Source organism: Chelatococcus sp. KU-N122 (assembly GCF_055391085.1).
Genome location: NZ_AP043981.1, coordinates 934,605 through 949,552, shown reverse-complemented (window position 1 = coordinate 949,552; position 14,948 = coordinate 934,605). Strand labels below are relative to the sequence as shown.

At 69.8% G+C, this 14,948-nt stretch carries 13 protein-coding genes; 10 read left to right on the top strand and 3 right to left on the bottom strand.

Annotation, left to right across the window (positions count from 1 at the left end; all coding sequences use genetic code 11):
• Positions 1–22 precede the first annotated feature (22 nt).
• The 3 genes from pgm to ACZ5PO_RS04250 all read right to left on the bottom strand — a co-directional run bounded on the left by pgm (position 23) and on the right by ACZ5PO_RS04250 (position 3,816).
• Positions 23–1,693: a phosphoglucomutase (alpha-D-glucose-1,6-bisphosphate-dependent) gene (pgm, locus tag ACZ5PO_RS04260; RefSeq protein WP_464190595.1), complete on the bottom strand. Its 1,671-nt coding sequence runs from the start codon at positions 1,691–1,693 to the stop codon at positions 23–25.
• Between the two features lie 86 nt (positions 1,694–1,779).
• The gene (locus ACZ5PO_RS04255; RefSeq protein WP_464196664.1) at positions 1,780–2,718 is read right to left on the bottom strand and encodes a metallophosphoesterase; all 939 of its coding nucleotides are present in this window, start codon (positions 2,716–2,718) and stop codon (positions 1,780–1,782) included.
• 195 nt (positions 2,719–2,913) lie between these two features.
• Complete coding sequence (locus ACZ5PO_RS04250) at positions 2,914–3,816, bottom strand: helix-turn-helix domain-containing protein (protein WP_464190593.1); 903 nt, start codon at positions 3,814–3,816, stop codon at positions 2,914–2,916.
• Positions 3,817–3,971: 155 nt separating this feature from the next.
• Between ACZ5PO_RS04250 and pobA the strand changes: the two genes are divergently transcribed.
• From pobA to ACZ5PO_RS04200, 10 genes are all read left to right on the top strand, one after another.
• Positions 3,972–5,168 (top strand): 4-hydroxybenzoate 3-monooxygenase, encoded by a 1,197-nt coding sequence (gene pobA, locus ACZ5PO_RS04245; protein ID WP_464190591.1) that lies wholly within the window; start codon positions 3,972–3,974, stop codon positions 5,166–5,168.
• A gap of 34 nt (positions 5,169–5,202) precedes the next feature.
• The gene (locus tag ACZ5PO_RS04240; protein WP_464190589.1) at positions 5,203–5,913 is read left to right on the top strand and encodes a CoA transferase subunit A; all 711 of its coding nucleotides are present in this window, start codon (positions 5,203–5,205) and stop codon (positions 5,911–5,913) included.
• A gap of 42 nt (positions 5,914–5,955) precedes the next feature.
• Positions 5,956–6,669, top strand: coding sequence for a protocatechuate 3,4-dioxygenase subunit beta (gene pcaH, locus ACZ5PO_RS04235; RefSeq protein WP_464190587.1), 714 nt, complete (start codon positions 5,956–5,958; stop codon positions 6,667–6,669).
• On the top strand, positions 6,659–7,336 hold the full coding sequence (gene pcaG, locus ACZ5PO_RS04230) for a protocatechuate 3,4-dioxygenase subunit alpha (RefSeq protein ID WP_464190585.1): 678 nt from the start codon (positions 6,659–6,661) through the stop codon (positions 7,334–7,336). The genes pcaH and pcaG overlap by 11 nt, the downstream gene beginning before the upstream one ends.
• Entirely contained in the window at positions 7,333–8,493 is a 1,161-nt protein-coding gene (locus ACZ5PO_RS04225) for a lyase family protein (RefSeq protein WP_464190583.1), read from the top strand. The genes pcaG and ACZ5PO_RS04225 overlap by 4 nt, the downstream gene beginning before the upstream one ends.
• Positions 8,493–9,674 carry a bifunctional 3-oxoadipate enol-lactonase/4-carboxymuconolactone decarboxylase PcaDC gene (gene pcaDC, locus ACZ5PO_RS04220; protein ID WP_464190581.1) on the top strand — a complete coding sequence of 394 codons (1,182 nt, stop codon included), beginning with the start codon at positions 8,493–8,495 and terminating at the stop codon, positions 9,672–9,674. Before ACZ5PO_RS04225 ends, pcaDC begins: the two co-directional genes overlap by 1 nt.
• A gap of 139 nt (positions 9,675–9,813) precedes the next feature.
• Positions 9,814–11,022: an ABC transporter substrate-binding protein gene (locus tag ACZ5PO_RS04215; protein ID WP_464190579.1), complete on the top strand. Its 1,209-nt coding sequence runs from the start codon at positions 9,814–9,816 to the stop codon at positions 11,020–11,022.
• Between the two features lie 142 nt (positions 11,023–11,164).
• Positions 11,165–11,626 (top strand): MarR family winged helix-turn-helix transcriptional regulator, encoded by a 462-nt coding sequence (locus ACZ5PO_RS04210; RefSeq protein WP_464190577.1) that lies wholly within the window; start codon positions 11,165–11,167, stop codon positions 11,624–11,626.
• Positions 11,627–12,119: 493 nt separating this feature from the next.
• Positions 12,120–13,445: an MFS transporter gene (locus ACZ5PO_RS04205; RefSeq protein ID WP_464190575.1), complete on the top strand. Its 1,326-nt coding sequence runs from the start codon at positions 12,120–12,122 to the stop codon at positions 13,443–13,445.
• A 32-nt stretch (positions 13,446–13,477) separates the two neighbouring features.
• Positions 13,478–14,926, top strand: a complete 1,449-nt coding sequence (locus ACZ5PO_RS04200; RefSeq protein ID WP_464190573.1) for an aldehyde dehydrogenase — start codon at positions 13,478–13,480, stop codon at positions 14,924–14,926.
• The last annotated feature ends 22 nt before the right edge of the window (positions 14,927–14,948 follow it).

Sequence of the window (14,948 nt, the reverse complement as noted above, 5' to 3'; positions counted from 1 at the left end):
GAATCCGACTATGAATACTTCGCTATTCCGCCGCCGACTTGACGGCCGCTGCGAAGGCGCCGGAGACGATGTCCTGCGCCTCCTGCTGGATCTGCCGGAGGTGATCGGCGCTGCGGAAGCTCTCTGCGTAGATCTTGTAGACGTCCTCGGTGCCGGACGGGCGGGCGGCGAACCAGCCGTCCGCGGTGGAGACCTTGATGCCGCCGATGGCCTCGCCGTTGCCGGGCGCCTTCGACAGCCGTTGGGTGATCGGCTCGCCGGCGAGCGTCTGCTGGGTGATCTGCTCCGGCGAGAGCTTCTTCAGCACGTCCTTCTGCTGGGCCGTCGCCGGCGCGTCGATGCGCTCGTAGAACGGCCGGCCGATCTCGGCGGTCAGCTCGTCGTAGATCTGGCCCGGGTCGTGCTTGGTCGTCGCCGTGATCTCGGCGGCCAGCAGCCCCAGGATCAGGCCGTCCTTGTCGGTGGTCCAGGCGGTGCCGTCGTGGCGCAGGAAGGAGCCGCCGGCGCTCTCCTCGCCGACGAAGCCGAGCGAGCCGTCGAGCAGGCCCTCGACGAACCACTTGAAGCCGACCGGCACCTCGACCAGCCTGCGGCCGAGCTTGGCGGTGACCCGGTCGATGCTGCTGCTCGACACCACCGTCTTGCCGACGCCGACCGAGGCCGCCCACCGCGGGCGATGGCCGAACAGGTAGGAGATCGCCACGGTGAGATAATGGTTGGGGTTCAGCAGCCCGGCGGAGGGCACCACGATGCCGTGGCGATCGGAGTCGGTGTCGTTGGCGAAGGCCACGTCGAACTTGGAGCGCAGGTCGATCAGCCGCGCCATCGCATAGGGCGAGGAGCAGTCCATGCGGATCTTGCCGTCCCAGTCCGCGGTCATGAAGCGGAAGGTCGGGTCGATGGCATCGTTGATGACGGTGGCATCGATGCGGTAGCGCTCGATCACCGGCTGCCAGTAGTGGACGGCCGCGCCGCCCAGCGGGTCGATGCCGATGCGCACGCCGCTGGCACGGATCGCCTCCATGTCGACCACGTTGGCGAGATCGGCGACGTAGGGGGTGATGAAGTCGTACCTGCGCACCTCCGGCGCCTTCAGCGCCTGGGCGTAGGGCAGGCGTCGCACGTCCTTCAGGCCGCCGGCGATGAGCGCGTTGGCCTCGCGCTGGATCTCGTCGGTGGCGTCGGCGCCGGCCGGCCCGCCGTGCGGCGGATTGTACTTGAAGCCGCCGTCCTCGGGCGGGTTGTGCGAAGGCGTGATGACGATGCCGTCGGCCAGGCCCGCGCTACGCCCGCGGTTGTAGGTGAGGATGGCGTGGGAGATCACCGGCGTCGGCGTGTAGCCGCCGTCGGCGTCGATCATCGTGGTGACGCCGTTGGCGGCGAGCACCTCGATGGCGCTCGCCAGCGCCGGCTCGGACAGGGCGTGCGTGTCCTTGCCGATGAACAGCGGCCCGTCGGTGCCCTGCTTCTTGCGGTAGTTGCAGATGGCCTGGCTGATGGCGAGGATGTGGGCCTCGTTGAAGGCCGCATCGAAGGCCGAGCCACGATGTCCGGAGGTGCCGAAGGCGACGCGCTGGGAGGGCTCGGCCACATCCGGTTTGAGGGAGAAGTAAGCCGTCACCAGCTTGGCGACGTTGACGAGCTTGGCGGGATCGACGGGCTTGCCCGCGAGCGGGCTGACCTTGCTGGACATGGGCGTGTTTCCTCCCGGCGCACCTGCGATCGCGACATGACTAGCGGCTGATGCTGACCTTTGCACGACGAAAGCGGCCGCGCACCTCAGCTCCCAGCCGGCGCCGGCCGGCCCTGCACCGTGATCAGCGTGATCTCCGGCGGCACCCCGATCCGGACCGGCATGATCGAGCAGCCGAGGCCGCCGGAGACGATCAGGTGCTTGGGCGTGCCGGCGGGGCCCCGCTCCATCACATGGCCATAGGCGTAGCGGTTGGCGAAGCGCGATGGCACCACCGGCGAGTACCCGAACAGCCGGATCTGGCCACCGTGGGTGTGGCCGGACAGCGTCAGGCTCACCCGCTCCGGCACCTGCGGGAAGACGTCCGGCTCGTGCGCCAGCAGGATGACGGGCTCCTCGCCGCGGACCTTGGCCAGCGTCCCCGGCAGGTCATCGACACCGCGATAGCGGCGGCGGCCCCATCCCCGGGCGGGGAGCAGGGCAAGCTGGTCGCCCAGCCCGGCCAGCCAGAAGGCATGGCCATCCTTCTGGAGCCGCACGACATCGTTCTCCAGGACGGGAATGCCGACCCGCTGCAGGGCCCGCTGGCCGACGACCGGGCCCGCGCCGGCGCGCTGGGCCGTCCTGTCCTCCCACCAGTCGTGGTTGCCGAGGATGGCATGGACGCCCAGCGGCGCCGCGAGCGGCGCCAGGGCGTCCGCCCATTCCGCCGCAGGCACCCACTCGGTGACGAACCGGTGGCCGGCGGCGTAGTCGCCCAGCAGCACGATCAGATCCGGGTTCAACGCGTTGGTGGCGTCCACGATGGATCGGATGCGATCGGCATTCATCCAGGGCTGGCAGGCGTGGATGTCCGCCAGGGCGGCGATGGTCAGCGACAGGCCCGCCGGCCAGCGTGGCGGCACAAGGTGGTAGCGCTGCAGCGCCAGCCTGAAGGGCTCGACGCCGAAGGCGTAGCTCGTCGTCAGGAACGTCGTCGCGAGCGCAACGCCGGTCGCCCGCAGGAGGTGCCGCCGTGTCAGCATCATCGGGCCTGTCTTCTCCCGGACGCGCGGGGAACGCGTCCTTCGAGCTGATACGAAAATTGGGCCTCTTGCATGGCGCCGACTGGTGCCGCGTTCGAGCATGATTCCAAAAAGTGGACGCCGGTTTTTGGACAAGATCATGCTCAAAACAAAGACTTAGAGCGGGATGATGATTCGAAGATAAATCATCCCGTTCTAAGGCTGCTGGCCCACGCGCGCGCAACGGAAGGCGGTGGGCGGCTGGCCGACATGCCGCGTAAAGAAGCGCGAGAAATAGGCCGGATCGGGAAAGCCCAGGGCGTAGCCGATCTCGGCCACCGAGGCGTTGGAGTACAGTAGGGCGCGCTTGGCCTCGAGCAGGGCGCGCTGGTCCAGCATGTCGGACGGCGCCTGGCGGGCGATGCGGGCGCAGGCGGCGCGCAGCCGGCCAGGCGTCACCCCCAGCGCCCGGGCATGGGTCTCGACCGATTCGCGCAGGCGGAACCGCTCCTGGATGCGCTGCCGCAGGCGCGCCACCAGTTCCGCCTGGTAGCCGCGCAGCAGCGCGCCGTCCGCGTCGTCCGGCGTCTGGACATGCCGGGCACGCAGCGCCGTGACCAGGAGGTCGAGCAGGCCCGCATCGGCCGCGGCCCGGTGGCCGAGGGCCGCCCAGCCGAGCTCCTGCATCAGCCGCGCCGTGGCCGCGGCGATCGCCGCATGCTGGGCTGCGTCCAGCGGCACCACCGCGGCGGCGCGGAACAGGCGGCGCAGATCCTCGTCGTGGCGGGCCAGGTCCTGCAAATGGGCGGTGGCGACAGTGACGACCGAGCCGCTGGACTCGGTGTGCCAGCGGAAGCCGTGCACCGTTCCGGCAGCGATGATCAGCAGGCAGGGGGCCACGAAGTCGAACGACCGCGTCTCGGCCAGCATGGTGCCGCCGCCGCCGGCAATATGGAACACGTGGTTCAGCTCGGCGTGGGCGTGGGGGCGAATCGTCCATTCGCTCGGCCGCGACCGGTCGTCCAGCGCCTCCACGTGGACAAAGCGCTCGTCCACGGCCCGGTGCGCCTCACCATAGAGATAGAAGGTCGGAACGGCTGTCGTGGAGCCCGTCGCCATCACTGCCTCATTGGTCTGATATCGACGATTTGTCCAAGGTTTTGCGCCGGCTGTCCATGGCCAGAGTCGACAGCCGATCTATTCTCATTCGCATAACGCGCCATGCGATCGGGAGGAGCGAGACCCTGCGTACCCAAACCTTGCGCACCCAAACCTTGCGCACCCAAACCTTACGCACCCAAGTCGCCATCATCGGCGCCGGCCCGGCCGGCATGTTCCTCGCCCATCTGCTGCACGCCGCCGGCGTCCAGGTCGTGGTGATCGAGCAGCGCACGCGCCATTACGTCGAGAACCGCGTCCGCGCCGGCGTGCTCGAGCAGATCACCGCCGACCTGATGGGCCGCCTCGGCCTCGACCAGCGCCTGCGTTCGGAGGGGCTGGTGCACGAGGGCATCAATCTCGCGCTCGACGGCGATATCTTCCGCATCGACCTCGCGGCCTTGACCGGCGGCTCCACGGTCACCGTCTACGGCCAGCAGGAGGTGATGAAGGACCTCTTCGACGCCGCCGACGCGCGCGGCATCCCCATCGTCTGGAATGCCGAGGGGGTGGCGCTGCACGACCTCGACAGCGAGCGGCGGCCCGTCGTCACCTGGACCCAGGGCGGCATCGCGCAGCGGCTCGACTGCTCGTTCGTCGCCGGCTGCGACGGCTACCACGGGATCAGCCGCTCGGCCATTCCGGCCGATGTGCTGCAGGTCTACGAGCGCGTCTATCCGTTCGGCTGGCTCGGCATCCTCGCCGACGTGCCGCCGGCCGGCCACGAGCTGATCTACGCCAACCATGCCCATGGCTTTGCGCTGGCCTCCATGCGCTCCCCCACGCGCAGCCGCTATTACATCCAGTGCGCGCTGGACGAGAAGCTCGAAGACTGGACCGACGACCGCTTCTGGGACGAGCTCTGCCTGCGCCTCGGCCGGCAGGGCGCCGCGACGGTGACGCGCGGGCCCTCGTTCGAGAAGTCGATCGCGCCGCTGCGCTCGTTCGTGGCCGAGCCGATGCGCTGGGGCCGGCTGTTCCTGGCGGGCGACGCCGCCCATATCGTGCCGCCGACCGGCGCCAAGGGCCTCAACCTCGCCGTCGCCGACGTGGTCGTCCTCGCCGACGCTCTGACCGCCTTTTTCACCTCCGGCTCCACGGCCGGCATCGACCACTATTCGGCCCGCGCGCTCGCCCGGGTGTGGAAGGCGGAACGCTTCAGCTGGTGGTACACCTCGGTCACCCACCGCTTCCCGGATATGGACGGCTTCTCCCGCCGCCTGCAAATGGCGGAGTTGGACTATATTCGCACCTCGCCGGCGGCCCAGCGCTCGCTGGCGGAGAACTACGTCGGGCTGCCGCTCGTGCGGTAAGCCCCGGGGAAACCGCGCCCACACTGGAGCGAGCATGATCAGCAAGATCTACGACAGCCCCGCCGCAGCGCTCGACGGCGTGCTGTTCGACGGCATGACCATCATGTCCGGCGGCTTCGGCCTGTCCGGCAATCCGGAAAACCTGATCCCGGCCATCCGCGATGCGGGCACCCGGGAGCTGACGATCATCTCCAACAATTGCGGCGCCGACGGCTTCGGCCTGTGGATGCTGCTCAACAACGGCCAGATCAGGAAGATGATCTCGTCCTACGTGGGCGAGAACAAGCTGTTCGAGAACCTGTATCTGTCCGGCAAGCTCGAGCTGGAGCTCAACCCGCAGGGCACCCTGGCGGAGCGCATCCGCGCCGGCGGCGCCGGCATCCCGGCGTTCTACACCAAGACCGGGGTGGGCACGGTCGTCGCCGAGGGCAAGCCCGTCGAGGCCTTCGACGGCGAGCTCTACGTGCGCGAGCGCTGGCTCAGGGCTGATCTCGCCATCATCAAGGCGTGGAAGGCGGATCCGGAAGGCAATCTGATCTACCGGAAGACGGCGCGGAACTTCAACCCGATGATGGCGACGGCCGCCAAGGTGACCGTGGTCGAAGTCGAGGAGATCGTTGAGGCCGGCAGCTTCGATCCGGATTGCATCCACACGCCCGGCATCTACGTCAATCGCATCATCAAGGGCGAGCGCTACGAGAAGCGGATCGAGAAACGCACCGTCCGCCAGCGCGAGCCGGCCTGACACAGGGCCTGCTGCCAGCCCACCGGCCCAGGGAGACAACCCATGACGCTCGTGATCCCCTATGCGCGCGAGGACGCCGGGCAGCCGCCGTCGCTCTATCCCGACTATCGCTCGACGGTGCTGCGCAGCCCGCGCCAGCCGCTGGTGCGCATCCCGTCGACGCTGACGGAGGTCACCGGCCCCGCCGGATGCTGGGACCGGCTGATGGGCCTGTCGCTCGCCGACCTCACCACCCAGCACAAGGGGCCGCCGCAGGGGCAGCGCATCGTCGTCTCCGGCCGCGTGCTCGACGAGAACGCGCGGCCCGTGCCGGACACGGTGATCGAAATCTGGCAGGCCAATGCGGCCGGGCGCTACATCCACAGCAAGGACAACTGGGACGCGCCGCTCGATCCCAACTTCACCGGTGCCGGCCGGGTCGTCACCGACGCGGAGGGGCGCTACCGCTTCGTCACCGTCCGGCCCGGCGCCTATCCCTGGGGCAACCACCACAATGCCTGGCGGCCTGCGCACATCCACCTGTCGCTGCTCGGGCCCGGCTTCGCCACCCGCCTGGTGACGCAGCTCTATTTCCCCGACGATCCGCTGATCGAGATCGACCCGATCGCCAATGCGGTGCCGATGCCCTTCCGGCAGCGGCTGGTGGTGCGCTTCGATATCGACACGACGGTGCCGAACTGGGCGCTGGGCTACCTGTTCGACATCGTGCTGCGCGGCCGGCAGGCGACGCCCATGGAGGACAACCATGGCCACTGAAAGCCAGATTCTGGACAATCAGAGCCCGGAGCTCTTCGGCCAGACGCCGTCGCAGACGGTGGGGCCGTTCTTCCACTACGGCCTGCCGTGGAAGGGCGGCGCCGATCTCGTCGGCCGGTCGGACATGGGGGCGCGGCCCGACCTGTTCCCGGAGGATCACTACGTCCTCAACGTGTCGCCACCGCACGGCCAGCCGGAGGGCGAGGTGATCGAGATCACCGGGCGCATCCTCGACGGCGAGGGCCAGGCGGTGCCGGACGCCATGGTCGAGATCTGGCAGGCCAATGCCGCCGGCCGCTACGCCAGCCCCGACGACACGCGCAGTGACGTGGCGCTCGACCCGGGCTTCATCGGCTTCGGCCGCGCCGCCACCAGCGCCGAGGGCGTCTACCGTTTCCGCACCATCCGTCCCGGGCGCGTGCCGGGGTCCGGCAACACCTTGCAGGCCCCCCACATCGCCGTCTCCGTGTTCGGCCGCGGCCTGCTGAAGCGGCTGGCGACGCGGCTCTACTTTGCCGACGGCGCGGGCAACGACGACGATCCGGTGCTGTCGCTGGTGCCGGCGGAGCGACGCGCCACCCTCGTCGCCCAGCCGGTGGCGGACGGGGTCTGGCGCTTCGACATCGTGCTGCAGGGCGCCGACGAAACCGTTTTCTTCGACCTGTGACGACCTCCCTGCTCCGGCTGCGGCCGGCGACCACGCCGGCGATGCTGGCGGCCTTCGACGACCGGTCGACGCTGGTGGCCGCGCTCGCCTTCGAGGCGGCGCTGGCGCGCGCCGAGGCGGCCGAGAAGCTGATCCCGGCGCCGGTGGCGGCGGCCATCGGCCGGGCCTGTGCGTCGATCGAGATCGATGCAGCTGACGTCGCCGACCAGGCGGCGCTCGCCGGCACCCTGGCGATCCCCCTGGTGGCGCGGCTGCGGCAGGCCCTGGCGGATGATCCGGCGGCGGCCAAGGCCGTGCACCACGGGGCCACCAGCCAGGACCTCGCCGACACCGTGCTGATGAGCCAGGCCAAGGTGGCCACGGGCCTCCTCGACGCCGATCTGCACCGCCTCGAGGCGGCGCTGGCGCCGCTCGCCGAGCGCTACGGCGCGGTGCCGGCGGTCGGCCGCACGCTGCTGCAGGACGCGCTGCCGATCGGCTTCGGCCTGCGCATCGCCCAGTGGCTGGCGGGCATTGCCGGCGCCCGCGCCCGGCTCGCCCGCGAGGCCGCGGCGTCGATCGCGCTCCAGCTCGGCGGCGCTGCCGGCACCCGCGCCGGCCTCGGCGGCAAGGGCCAGAAGGTCGCCGCCCACATGGCCGCGGCCCTAGGCCTGGCGCTGCCGCCGGGGCCATGGCATGGCCGGCGCGACGGCGTGGCCGGCCTCGCCGCGGCGCTCGGCATCGTCGTCGGGGCCGTGGCCAAGATGGCGCGCGACGTCGCCCTGCTGGCGCAAAACGCCGTCGGCGAGGCACGCGAGCCGGCGGTGCCCGGCCGCGGCGGCTCCTCCGCCATGGCCCACAAGCGCAATCCGACCGGGTGCCAGATCGCCCTCGCCGCAGCCGTGCGGACGCCGGGCCTCGTCGCCGGCGTGCTCGCCGGGCTGCCGCAGGAGCAGGAGCGTGGGCTCGGTGGCTGGCAGGCGGAAGGGCCGGCCCTGGCCGAGCTGTTCATGCTGGCGGCCGGCGCGGCCGACGCCATGGCGACGGTGGCCGAGGGCCTCGACATCGACGACGCGGCCATCGCCCGCAACCTGGACAATGCCGGCATCGGCCGTGACATCGGCGAAGCGCCGGCTATCGTCGCCGCTCTCATCGCCGCCTACCGGAGGCCCTCCTGATGCCCTTCACCGTCCGCGACGGCACCCGCCTGTACTGGAAGCTCGACGGCGCCCCGGAGCGGCCGGCGCTGGTGCTGCTCAACTCCATCGGCACCGACATGAGCCTGTGGGACCGCGCCGTGCCGCACCTGTTGCCGGCCTTCCGGCTGCTGCGCATCGATACCCGCGGCCACGGCGCCTCCGATGCGCCTGCGGGCGACTACACGCTGGCGGGCCTCGCTGCCGACGTCCTCGCCATCATGGATGCGGCCGGCGTCGCGCGCGCGGCGATCGCCGGCGTCTCGCTCGGCGGCATGATCGCCATGGAGACGGCGCTGGCAGCGCCGGAACGCGTCGCCGGGCTCGGCCTCGTCTGCACCTCCGCCGCGCTCGACCCGGCCGCCTGGGCGGACCGTATCGCCATGATCCGCGCCGGCGGCATGGCCGCCATCGCCGACCTCGCGATGGGCCGCTTCCTGTCGCCGGGCTTCGTCCGCGCCCACCCCGGCATCGCGGCCGGCTTTCGCACCGGCCTCGTCGCCATGCCGCCGGCCGGCTACATCGGCGCCGGCGCCGCCATCCGCGACATGCAGCTGATCGATCGCATCGGCGCCATCGCTGTGCCATGTGTCGTCGTCGCCGGCGACCGGGACGTGTCGACACCTTTCGCCGGCCACGGCGACCACATCGCCGCCGCGGTGCCCGGCGCCCAGGTGGTGCACCTCGACGCGGCCCATCTCGCCCCGGTCGAGGCTCCGGCGGAGCTGGCCGCCGCGCTGCGCCGTACGCTCTTGCCGACCGGGCCGGCGGAGGCCGCGGCCGATACCTTGTTCGAGGCGGGCCTCGCCAATCGTCGGCGTGTGCTCGGCGATGCCTGGGTCGACCAGTCGCTGGCCCGGCGCACGCCGTTCAACGCCGACTTCCAGGCCATGATCACCCGCATCGCCTGGCACGAGATCTGGGGCCGGCCAGGGCTCGACGACCGCACCCGCCGCCTCCTCGTCGTCGCCATCACCGCCTCGCTCGGGCGCTGGGAGGAGTTCCGCCTGCACGTGCGCGCCGGCCTGACGCGCGACGGCTTCACGCGCGACGAGCTGAAGGAGGTGCTGATGCAGACGGCGATCTACGCCGGCGTGCCGGCCGCCAACACGGCCTTCGCCGAGGCCGCCGAGATCCTGAAGAGCCTCCCGGACGAGAGCTGAGCAGACGCAGGCGCGCCGATCCCGCGATCGGCCGGACCGGCAGCGCCGAGCGGGCAGGAGGCTCGTCCGAAGGTCCGATTGCGCTGTCGGCGGGCAAGTGGTCTGAGCATAACAGCGACGAGACCCAGGGGAGGATCAGATGAGGATTGCCTGTTGGGCGCTGGCGGCGTCGCTGGCGTGGACCGGCGCGGCCGCGGCCCAGACCTCGGACGGGGTGGTTCGCGTCGGCGTGCTCACCGACATGTCGGGTCCGTTCCAGGATACCAACGGCATGGGCTCGGTCGAGGCCGCACGTATGGCGGCGGAGGATTTCGCCGGCGGCGGCAAGGGCATCAAGGTCGAGATCGTCTTCGCCGATCACCAGAACAAGCCCGACATCGGCTCCGCCATCGTCCGCCGCTGGCTCGATGTCGACAAGGTCGACGCGGTGGTCGACGTCCCGAACTCCTCGGTCGGCCTCGCCGTCAACTCGCTTCTGCGCGACACGCCGATGGCCTTCCTGGCCTCGGCCACGGCGACCTCCGATCTCACCGGCAAGGCCTGCTCGCCCAACACGGTGCAGTGGGTCAACGACGCCTGGGCCACCGGCAACACCACCGCCGCCGCCATGATGCAGCGGGGCGGCGACACCTGGTTCTTCATTACCGTCAACTACGCCCTCGGCCAGGGCATCGAGGCGGAGGCTACCAATTACATCCTGAAGCACGGCGGCAAGGTGCTGGGCTCGGCCAAGCACCCGCTCGACACTGCCGACCATTCCTCGTTCCTGCTGCAGGCGCAGACCTCGCAGGCCAAGGTGATCGGGCTCGCCAACGCCGGCGCCGACACCATCAACGTGGTCAAGCAGGCGGCCGAGTTCGGCCTGCAGAAGAGCGGCCAGAAGCTGGTCGCCTTCCTCGCCTTCATCAACGACGTGCATGCCATGGGGCTGAAGAATGCCCAGGGCCTGCTGCTGACCGAAGGTTTTTACTGGGACCTGAACGACGATACGCGCGCCTTCGGCAAGCGCTTCGGCGCGCGGCCGGGCATGGGCGGCAAGATGCCGAGCAGCAACCAGGCCGGCGTCTATTCGGCCACCATGGCCTATCTGAAGGCGGTCGCGGCCACCGGCAGCGACGAGGCCAAGACGGTGGTGGCCGAGATGAAGAAGGCGCCGTTCCAGGACAAGCTGTTCGGCGACTTCGCCGTGCGGCCGGACGGCCGCGGCATCCATCCGATCCACCTGTTCGAGGTCAAGCGCCCCGAGGAATCGAAGTATCCCTACGACTACTACAAGCTGGTGGCGACCGTGCCGGCCGACAAGGCGTTCCGGCCCATGGCGGACGGCGGCTGCCCCATGGTGAAGTGACGGAGCGGGGCCCGCCGCGGCTGACGTGCCTTTTGCTTGCGTCGCCAGAGGTTGCGCCAAGCCGTCCCGCCCACGACGCCCGCTCGCGTGTGCGGATGTGTTAGACGTGGGACGACGGCTGTCGATTCGGATGTGAAGGCTTTTGAAGACCACGCGCTCGGTAACGGCTTGGCGTCATGCCAATATCGGTCGTTTTCTCAATAATGCGGTCCGCCGCTTCGAGGGTCGCGTCCTCGATCTGATGAGCGAGAGCGGCCATGGCGAAACGCGGATCGCCCATATCAGCCTGACGCGCAATCTGGACGTCGACGGCACGCGTCTGACCGAACTCGCCCGTCGCGCCGCGATGAGCAAGCAGGCCATGGGCGAGCTGGTCGATCAATGCGCGGCGCTCGGTTTGGTCGTCCGCTCGGTCGATCCGAGCGACCGGCGCGCACGCCTCGTCACCTTCACGCCGACCGGCCTGGCGTGGCTCGATGCCTTTCGGGCCGCGGTCGACATCGCCGAGCGCGAGATGCGCGCGGAACTCGGCAACGAGACCATGGACGTGATCGCGCGGGGGCTTGCGGCCTACGGCGCGCTGTTCGACACGCTCGATGCGTGATCATTTAGTCAGGCTGCTTGACTAATTTGGTCAGGTGACCTTACTATGCGATCAAACATCGCAGGGAGATGCGCCATGGCCTATCCGCGCGACGGCATGGTCCCGGAAAGCGGCTGCCAGCCGCGAGGGATCTCGTTTAGAGCAAGAATCGACAGGCCACTGGCGGCTCGAAAGAGTTCAGTCCGCGATAGATCATGTCTCGCGCGGATGTGGTGATCTGCTGCGATAGACATTCGACAGCTTCGACGCGAGTGGTCGTCGTCCGCGCGCAGGCGAAGCGTGCCCGACGGCGCCTCCCGTGGCCGCATCGTCGCCGATAGCGCGCCGCGCGACTGGGCAGGATCGATCCAGACGCGAAGCGCGGCTGCATGTCCACAGTATTGAATGATGCCCTCCAACGCTTTCGGAGGTGATATTTCGGTCGAACGACTTGGCAGCGAAGCCGAGCGCAGGCCGGAAAACGCATCAATCATAAAAATCACGGGAGGAAGCGGTGTCGACAGATGACCTGCTCAAGTACAAGCGAGACACGTTCGCGGTCGCCGACGCGCCCGGCAGCGCCAGCTCCCGCCGGCGAATACTTGTCGCCGGTGCCGTCGGCACCACGATCGAGTGGTACGACTTCTTCGTCTACGCGTTCGTCGGCCCGCTGGTGTTCGATCGGCTGTTCTTTCCAAAATTCGATCAGCTGACCGCCACGATGGCCGTGTTCGCGACCTTCGCGGTCGGCTTTCTCGCCCGCCCCCTCGGCGGGCTTGTGTTCGGCCACTTCGGCGATCGGGTGGGCCGCAAGTCGGCCCTCCTCTGCACGCTCCTTATGATGGGTATCGCCACGGTCCTGATCGGCCTCCTGCCGACCTACGCGGCCGCCGGTGTCGCTGCCACCCTCGCGCTGGTTCTGCTGCGCTTCCTCCAGGGGCTGGCGCTCGGCGGCGAGTCGACCGCCGCCATCCTCATGGCGATCGAGACCTCGCCCGATGACCGGCGCGGCTTCTCGGCCGCGGTCATTCAGGCCGCCGGTCCGCTCGGCGTCGTCCTCGCGTCGCTGGCCGCCATGGCGATCGCAACGTTGCCGGAGGCCGATCTGCTTGCGTGGGGCTGGCGCGTGCCGTTCCTGATCAGCGGAATCCTCGTCGCGCTCGGCCTCTACGCGCGCCTGCGCATCGAGGAAAGCGCGACGTTCCGCCGGGTCTCCCATACGGTCGCGATGCCGGCGCTCGAAGCGCTGAGGCGCCATCCGCGCCCGATCCTGGCCGTCCTGTTCGCGGAGATGGCACAGACTTCCTACTTCTATCTGACGGCCATCTTCACCCTGTCCTTCGCGACGCGCCAGCTCGGCGTCGGCAAGGATGTGATGACCCAGGCGGTCCTGCTCGCCAACGTGGCTGGGCTGATCGCGGTGCTGGTCATCGGCGCCTGGTCGGATCGCATCGGCCGCAAGGGGCTTTTCCTGGCCGGCCTCGTCCTGGCCGCGACCTCGATGTTCGTCTTCTTCGATGTTCTGGCGACGCGCGACCCGCTGCTGGTGACCGCCGCCGTGGTCATCGCCGCGGGCCTCATTCACCCGCTGATGTTCAGCACCGAGGGCAGCTATTTCCCGGAGCTGTTCCCCACCCGGATCCGCTTCAGCGGCGTCTCGATCGGCAAGCAGTTCGGCAGCGTGCTCGGCGCCGGGCTTGCGCCCCTGATCGCGACGGCGCTCTACGCCGGCACCGGCACGGTCACCGCGATCATCGCGTACTACGTGGCGCTCGCGGTGGCGGCTATGGCCGCGCTCCGCCTGGTGCGCGAGACCGGCCACGAACCGCTCTCCGAGTGAAGCCCCGCCCAGAGAATTGCCGGAGGAATCCCATGACCATCAGCCTTCTGATCGGCGGCGGCGAGCGGGCCGCGAGCGACGGAAAAGTGTTCGCGCGCATCGATCCGCTGACCGGAGAGGTGGCGACCCGAGCACCGGCCGCCACGCTGGAGGACGCGGATGCCGCCGTCGCCGCGGCGGCGTCCGCCTTCCCGGCCTGGTCGGTCGTCGGCCCGAGCGAGCGGCGCGCCCTGTTCCTGGCGGCGGCGGACCGGCTCGAGAGCCTGCGCGACGACTTCGTGCGCACCATGATGGCGGAGATCGGCACCACCGAGATCTGGTCCGCCTTCAATGTGAGGCTGGCGGGCGGGATGCTGCGTGAGGCGGCCGCCCTCACCACCCGGATCGGCGGCGAGGTCATCCCCTCCGACAAGCCCGGATGCATCGCCATGGCCGTCCGCCAGCCCGCCGGGGTGTGCCTGGGCATCGCCCCCTGGAACGCACCGATCATCCTCGGCGTGCGCGCGGTCGCGGTGCCGGTGGCCTGCGGCAACACGGCCGTGCTCAAGGCCTCCGAGCTCTGCCCCGGTACGCACCGGCTGATCGGCGAGGTCTTTCGCCAGGCGGGCTTTCCGCCCGGTGTCGTCAACGTGCTCACCAACGCGCCGGCGGATGCGGCGGCCATCGTCGAGCGCATCATCGCCAATCCTGCGGTGAAGCGCGTCAACTTCACCGGCTCCACGCGCGTCGGCCGCATCATCGGCGAGCTGGCGGGACGGCACCTCAAGCCGGCGCTGCTCGAGCTCGGCGGCAAGGCCCCGGTCATCGTGCTCGACGACGCCGATCTCGACGCCGCCGTCGACGCGGTGGCCTTCGGGGCGTTCATCAACCAGGGGCAGGTCTGCATGTCGACGGAGCGGGTGATCGTCGATGCGGCCGTGGCCGATCGCTTCGTCGAGAAGCTCGGGAGAAAGGCGGAGTCGCTGCCCGCCGGCGATCCGCGTTCGGGCCCGGTGGTCATCGGCTCGCTGGTGGACGAGGCACCGGCGCGGCGGGTCGTCGACCTGATCGAGGATGCGGTGAGCCGCGGGGCGGTGCGGGTCGCGGGTGGCGCACGGGCCGGAACCGTGGTGCCCGCCACGGTGCTCGACCACGTGACCCCGGCCATGCGGATCTACGGCGAGGAGAGCTTCGGGCCGGTCGTCTCGGTGATCCGGGCCGATGGTGTGGAGAGCGCCATCCGTCTCGCCAACGACACGGACTACGGCCTCGCCGCATCGGTGTTCGGCCGCGACGTCGCCCGGGCGCTCACCGTCGCCCGGCGCATCGAATCCGGCATCTGCCATATCAACGGGCCGACCGTGCACGACGAGGCCCAGATGCCGTTCGGCGGGGTGAAGGGCTCGGGCTACGGCCGCTTCGGCGGCCAGGCCGGCATCGCCGAGTTCACCGACCTGCGCTGGATCACCATCGAGACGGGTCCCCAGCACTATCCGTTCTGACGAGAGCATCGTCTCAGCCACG